General features: G+C 69.7%; 6 protein-coding genes. 3 read left to right on the top strand and 3 right to left on the bottom strand.

From position 1 onward, the window contains the following. Positions 1-125: 125 nt before the first annotated feature. Entirely contained in the window at positions 126-935 is an 810-nt protein-coding gene (locus tag ACWGIC_RS44515; RefSeq protein ID WP_452081988.1) for an Fpg/Nei family DNA glycosylase, read from the bottom strand. Further along, positions 935-1,408 carry a ribose-5-phosphate isomerase gene (locus ACWGIC_RS44510; RefSeq protein ID WP_452081987.1) on the bottom strand — a complete coding sequence of 158 codons (474 nt, stop codon included), beginning with the start codon at positions 1,406-1,408 and terminating at the stop codon, positions 935-937. The genes ACWGIC_RS44515 and ACWGIC_RS44510 overlap by 1 nt, the downstream gene beginning before the upstream one ends. 44 nt (positions 1,409-1,452) lie before the next feature. On the opposite strand from ACWGIC_RS44510, the gene ACWGIC_RS44505 reads away from it, so the two are divergent. After that, entirely contained in the window at positions 1,453-2,190 is a 738-nt protein-coding gene (locus tag ACWGIC_RS44505) for a 2-phosphosulfolactate phosphatase (protein ID WP_452081986.1), read from the top strand. Then, positions 2,187-2,978, top strand: coding sequence for an MBL fold metallo-hydrolase (locus ACWGIC_RS44500; RefSeq protein WP_452081985.1), 792 nt, complete (start codon positions 2,187-2,189; stop codon positions 2,976-2,978). The genes ACWGIC_RS44505 and ACWGIC_RS44500 overlap by 4 nt, the downstream gene beginning before the upstream one ends. A gap of 43 nt (positions 2,979-3,021) precedes the next feature. Here the strand turns inward: ACWGIC_RS44500 and ACWGIC_RS44495 are convergent, their stop codons facing one another. After that, positions 3,022-3,642 (bottom strand): mycothiol-dependent nitroreductase Rv2466c family protein, encoded by a 621-nt coding sequence (locus tag ACWGIC_RS44495; RefSeq protein ID WP_452081984.1) that lies wholly within the window; start codon positions 3,640-3,642, stop codon positions 3,022-3,024. Between the two features lie 177 nt (positions 3,643-3,819). On the opposite strand from ACWGIC_RS44495, the gene pepN reads away from it, so the two are divergent. Then, complete coding sequence (gene pepN / locus ACWGIC_RS44490) at positions 3,820-6,387, top strand: aminopeptidase N (protein WP_452081983.1); 2,568 nt, start codon at positions 3,820-3,822, stop codon at positions 6,385-6,387. Positions 6,388-6,458: the final 71 nt, after the last annotated feature.

Below are 6,458 nucleotides of genomic sequence, written 5' to 3'. Positions count from 1 at the left end.
TCTCCCTCCTCTCGTCAAAAAGCGCCCCTCTTTCACCATATCCGCCACGTCTCCGGGAGCAGCGAACGGGCACCCGATACCAAGTCGGGAGCAGCAATCCGCCGAACTGACTCAAACGGGCAAGCTCAAGCGGGCTGGCAGGTCGGACACCAGTAAAGGTTCCGCGCCGCCAATTCCTTCTGCGCCACCGGCGTCCCGCAGATCAGGCACGGCATCCCGGCCCGCCGGTAGACGTACACCTCGCCCCCGTGCCGATCCTCCCGCGGAGCTCGCCCCATCGCCGCGGGCAGATGCTCCGGCGCGACCGTGTCGATCCGCCCGGCCCGCACCCCGGCGCGCATCAGCGTCACCAGGTCCGCCCACATGGCGTCCCACAGCGCCCGGTCCAGCGAACGCCCCGGGACCATCGGCGAAACCCCGTGCCGGAACAGCACTTCCGCGCGATACACGTTCCCGACCCCGGCCAGCACCGCCTGGTCCATCAGCAGCGCGGCGATCGTGGTGCGAGACCGCGAGATCCGCTTCCACGCCCGCTCCGGCTTGGCGTCCCGGCGCAGCGGGTCCGGGCCCAGCCGGGCCTTGATCGCGTCGACCTGTGCCGGGTCCAGCAGTTCGCACCGCGTCGGGCCGCGCAGGTCGGTCCAGTGGGTCCGGCCGACCAGCCGCATCCGCACCTGGCCGACCGGCTCGGTCTCCGGAAGCGGCGCCTCGCCGAACGTGCCGTACAGACCTAAGTGGACATGGACTGTCCCCAAAGGACCGTAGTTGTGGAACAGGTGTTTCCCGTACGCCTCAGCGGAAACGAGCACCTGCCCGTCGAGTTTCTCCGCCTCCGCGGCGAACCGGCCCTGCGGGCTGCTGACCCCCACCGGTCCGCCGGCGTACCGGCGTTTGTGCAGACGGGCGAGCCGATGGAGCGTGTGCCCCTCGGGCATCAGGCCTCCGGCAACGCGGGCGGGGTGCCGGTGCGCTCGTAGTCGAGCAGCTGCTGCACGCGCCGCGCGTGGCGTTCTTCCGGGTCGACCGGCGTGGCCAGGAACGCGTCGACGATCTCGGTCGCCTGCTCCTGCGTGTGCATCCGGGCTCCGACGCCGAGCACCTGGGCGTGGTTGTGCTGCCGGGTCAGCTGCGCGGTTTCGACGCTCCAGCCGAGGCCGGCGCGGATGCCGGGCACCTTGTTCGCGGCGATCTGCTCGCCGTTGCCCGACCCGCCGATGACGATCCCGAGGCTGCCCTCGTCGGCGGCCACGCGGCGCGCGGTTTCGACGCAGAACGCCGGGTAGTCGTCGGCCGCGTCGTAGACGAACGGACCGATGTCGGTCACCTCGTGCCCCTGTTCGCCGAGGTGGCGGACGAGGTGGTTCTTCAGCTCGAAACCGGCATGGTCGGATCCCAAGTAGACACGCACAGCGGGAGTGTGCCATCCCGCGGCGGACCCGGCATGCTCCGGGGGTGGACATCGCAGCGCAGCACGGCTCGGACGTCCGGCTCGAATGGGGCGGCGAAGGCGTCGGGATCCTCGGCCGGGAATGCGCCGTGCTGATCATCGTGGACGTGCTTTCCTTCAGCACCACAACGGATCTCGTCGTCGGACGCGGCGGCCGGGTGCTGCCGGTGCGATGGCGGGACGAACGCGGGATCGCCGAGGCGCGCGGAGCCGGAGCAGTGGTCGCGGGCGAAGAGGAATGGACGCTCCGGCCGTCTTCTGTGACGGAGATCCCGTCCGGCACGCTGCTCGCGCTCCCCTCCCCCAATGGCGCGACGCTCTGCGCCGCCGCGGCGAAAACCGGCGCGCACGTATTGGCCGGTTGCCTGCGGAATGCGTCGGCGACCGCGGCGAAAGCCGAGGAAATCGCCGACGGGCGGCCGATCGGCGTGATTCCCGCCGGGGAACGCTGGGGCGTCGACCTGTTCGGCGACGGCGCCGAATCTGGCCCGCTGCGGCCGTGCGTCGAGGATCAGCTGGGCGCGGGCGCGATCGTGAGCGCCCTCAAAGGTTCGCGGTCCGCCGAAGCCGCGCTCGCGGCGGCCGCCTACGCGGCCACCGACGTCTCCGCCGCGCTGAGCGCCTGCACTTCCGGCCGGGAACTCGCCGCGACCGGCCACGAAAACGACGTAATCCTCGCCGCGCAGCAGGACGTCAGCGCTAGCGTGGCGAGGCTGTCGCACGGAATCCTGGAGGGGCAATGAGCTGGACCGAGCTGGCCGACGGGGTTTTCGCCCGCCGGTACGACGAACTGGACCTCACCACCGGTCTCGTCCTCGGCCGGGAGCAGTGCCTGGTGATCGACACCCGCGGCGACGTCGACCAGGGCGCCGAATTCGCCGCCGCGGTGCGCGAACTGACCGAGCTGCCGTGGTCGGTCGTCTACACGCATGCGCATTTCGACCACGCCTTCGGCACGACGCCATTCCTGCCGTGCGACGTCTGGGCGCACCCCGGCTGTCTCCAGGCGATGCTGAAAAACGGCGAAGCCGACAAGCAAACCTGGGCCGAGCACTACCGCAAAGAGGGAAAGCCGGAAATCGCCGACGCGATCGAACGCACCGGGCTCATGCCGCCCGACCGACTGGTGCCCGACCGCGCCGAACTAGACCTCGGCGGCCGCACGGTCGCACTCATACACCCCGGCGTCGCGCACACCGACCACGATCTGGTGGTGCACGTGCCGGACGCGGACGTCGTCTTCGCCGGTGACGTCGTGGAACACGGCCCGCACGGCTTCACCGCGTACTCGTTCAGCCCGGACGACCAGCTCGACGCGTGGGCCGCCGCGATGGACGCGCTGCTCGCGCTCGAACCGCGTGTCGTCGTGCCCGGTCACGGCGACCCGGTGGACGAGGCGTTCGTGCGCACGCATCGCGACGGGTTGCTGCGCCTGCACGAGCTGAAGACGGCGCGGACGTCACGCGAAGAAGCGTTGAGGGACTCGCCGTATCCGGAGGACGTCACCAAGGCGGCGCTTGGGTTTTCGTGAGTGTTGATCACGGTGAGAACCGCGATCAACACTCACGACGACGTCAGTCGAAGTTCAGGTCGCCCGTCCGGGTGCGCTTCAGCTCGAAGAAGTCCGGGTAGCTCGCCAGCGCCACCGCGCCGTCGAACACCTTCAGCGCGTCCTCGCCCCGCGGGATCGACGACAGCACCGGGCCGAAGAACGCGGTCCCGTTGACGTGGATGGTCGGCGTGCCGACGTCCATGCCGACCGGGTCCATGCCCTCGTGGTGGCTTTTGCGCAGCGCCTCGTCGTACTCGGTCGATTCGCCCGCCTCGGCGAGTTCGGCCGGGGCTCCGATCGCGGCCAGCGCCTCCTTGATGACGAGCTTGCGGTCCTCGTTGTGCTGGTTGTGATAGCGGGTGCCGAACTCGGTGTAGAAGTTGCGCACCGCCTCTTGTCCCTCGTGCTGCGCCAGCGCGGTCGCGACGCGGACCGGGGCCCAGCCCTCGCTCAGCAGCTCCTTGTAGCGCTCGGGCAGGTCTTCGCGGCCTTCGTTCAGCACCGAAAGGCTCATCACCCGGAAGTTCAGGTCCAGCTCGCGGTGCTTCTCGACCTCGAGGATCCACCGGGACGAGATCCACGCGAACGGGCAGATCGGGTCGAAGTAGAAGTCCACCTTCGTGGGCTGGGACGAGTCAGTCATTTTTCACGGGCTCCTCGGCGAGGCTGCTCCCCGGCATCCGCCGGAGGGCGGGGCGAACCCCCGCACTGCGAGCCAACGCGGGGAGGCCTCCGCATTGTTCCCTGGTCGCTGCTTCCCGGCGCGTCATGATTGGATGCTGAGCGTCGTGCCCACCGGAACCGAAGACCAGAGGTGCCCGTGCCCGCCCCCAATCTGACGCGTGACGAAGCCAAGCAGCGCTCCGGCCTGCTGGACGTGTCGTCCTACGACATCGAGCTGGACCTGACCGACGGCCAAGGCCGTCCCGGGGAGAAGACCTTCCGCTCCACCACCACGGTGCGGTTCTCCAGCAGCCGTCCCGGCGAAGCGTCGTGGATCGACCTCGTCGCCGAGGGCGTCCGCTCCGCCGTGCTGAACGGCACTGAGCTCGATGTCAGCGGCTACGCCGAGGAAAAGGGCATCGCGCTGCCCGGCCTTGCCGCGGAGAACGAACTCGTCGTCACCGCGGACTGCCGCTACATGAACACCGGCGAGGGCCTGCACCGGTTCGTCGACCCGGTCGACGACGGCGTGTATCTCTACACCCAGTTCGAGACCGCCGACGCGAAGCGCATGTTCGCCTGCTTCGACCAGCCGGACCTCAAGTCCGTCTACCGGCTCGCCGTGCACGCCCCGCGCGACTGGAAGGTCGTTTCCAACGCGCTGGCCGAAAGCGCCGAGGACACCGAGGACGGCGCGCGCCGGACGCGGTTCGCCGAATCCGAGCGCATTTCCACCTATCTGGTGGCGCTGGTGGCCGGCCCGTACGCGGAATGGACCGACGAGTTCCGCGACGAGCACCGCACCATCCCGCTCGGCATCTACTGCCGCGCGTCGCTCGCCGAGCACATGGACGCCGAGCGGCTGTTCGTCGAAACCAAACAGGGTTTCGCCTTCTACCACGAGAAATTCGGCACGCCGTACCCGTTCTCCAAGTACGACCAGCTGTTCGTGCCGGAGTTCAACGCGGGCGCGATGGAAAACGCCGGCGCGGTCACGTTCCTCGAGGACTACGTCTTCCGCAGCCGCGTCACCCGCTACGCCTACGAGCGGCGCGCCGAGACGCTGCTGCACGAGATGGCGCACATGTGGTTCGGCGACCTGGTCACCATGCGCTGGTGGGACGACCTGTGGCTGAACGAGTCGTTCGCGACCTTCGCGAGCGTGTTCGCCCAGGCCGAGGCGACCGAGTACAAGAACGCCTGGACCAGCTTCGCGAACATCGAGAAGTCCTGGGCCTACCGCCAGGACCAGCTGCCCTCGACGCACCCGATCGCGGCCGACATCGTCGACCTGCACGCGGTCGAGGTCAACTTCGACGGCATCACCTACGCCAAGGGCGCGAGCGTCCTCAAGCAGCTGGTGTCCTACGTCGGCATCGAGCACTTCCTCGACGGCCTCAAGGTGTACTTCGGCAAGCACGCCTGGGGCAACGCCACGCTCGCCGACCTGCTGGCGGCCCTGGAGGAAGCCTCCGGCCGCGACCTGTCGTGGTGGAGCGCGGAATGGCTGGAGACCACCGGCCTCAACTCGCTCAGCCCGCGCTACGAGATCGCCGCCGACGGCACCTTCTCGTCGTTCGCCGTCGTGCAGACCGGCGCGAAGCCGGGTGCCGGCGAACTGCGCACGCACCGCGTCGCGGTCGGCGTGTACGACGAGGACAGCGACGGCAAGATCGTCCGCACCCGCCGCGTCGAACTGGACGTCACCGGCGAGCGCACCGAGGTGCCGGACCTGGTCGGGCAGGCCGCGGGCAAGCTCGTGCTGGTCAACGACGACGACCTGACCTACTGCCGGATGCGGCTGGACCCGGCGTCGCTGACCACGCTGATCGACCGGATCGGCGACATCACCGACTCGCTGCCGCGCACGCTGTGCTGGTCGGCCGCGTGGGAGATGACGCGCGAGGCCGAGCTGAAGGCCCGCGACTTCGTCACCTTGGTGGCGCGCGGGATCCACGCCGAGAGCGAGGTCGGCGTGGTGCAGCGGCTGCTGCTTCAGGCGCAGACCGCGCTCAACTCCTACGCCGACCAGAAGTGGGCGGCCGCGGAGGGCTGGCCCGCGTTCAGCGGACGGCTGCTGGAGCTGGCCCGCACCGCGGAGGCGGGCTCGGACCACCAGCTGGCGTTCGTGAACTCGCTGGCCGGGGGCGTCCTCGACGAGGAGACCCTGACCGCGATCGCGGGATGGCTCGACGAGTCCGCGCCGCTGCCGGGTCTCACCGTCGACACCGATCTGCGCTGGCGGCTGCTGCAAGCGCTGGTCGCGCACGGCAAAGCGGGCGCGGAGGAGATCAACGCCGAGCAGGAGCGGGACGACACCGCCGCGGGACGGCGGCACGCCGAGCGTTCGCGGGCGCTGCAGCCGACCGCCGAGGCCAAGGCCGACACCTGGCAGCGGGCGATCTACGACGACGAGATCCCCAACGCGGTCAGCGACGCGCTGATCTCCGGATTCTCGCACCCGGGCCAGAAGCACCTGCTCGGCGACTACATCGAGCGGTACTTCGAGGTCATCGACGACGTGTGGGCGCGGCGGTCCAGCGAGCGCGCGCAGCCGACGGCGATCGGGCTGTACCCGTCGTGGGCGGTCGAACCGGCGACGGTGAACGCCTCGGACGAGTGGCTCGCGGGCGACCACCCGGCGGCGCTGCGACGGCTCGTTTCGGAAGGCCGCGCGGGCATCGTGCGCGCGCTGGCCGCCCGGGACTTCGACAGCCAGGCCTGATCCACGCGAGTCCGTGAAGGGGTGCATGCGGGAATCTTTTTCCCGCAAGGAGCCCATCCCGGGTGTCGGGG

It is taken from the genome of Amycolatopsis sp. NPDC054798 (genome assembly GCF_053611505.1).
This window is presented reverse-complemented; position numbering and strand designations above follow the sequence as displayed.

Bases quoted from the DNA above. Each gene is read 5' to 3' on its own strand.
- ACWGIC_RS44515 (WP_452081988.1), bottom strand. From the start codon at position 935: ATGCCCGAGGGGCACACGCTCCATCGGCTCGCCCGTCTGCACAAACGC.
- ACWGIC_RS44500 (WP_452081985.1), top strand. From the start codon at position 2,187: ATGAGCTGGACCGAGCTGGCCGACGGGGTTTTCGCCCGCCGGTACGAC.
- ACWGIC_RS44495 (WP_452081984.1), bottom strand. From the start codon at position 3,642: ATGACTGACTCGTCCCAGCCCACGAAGGTGGACTTCTACTTCGACCCG.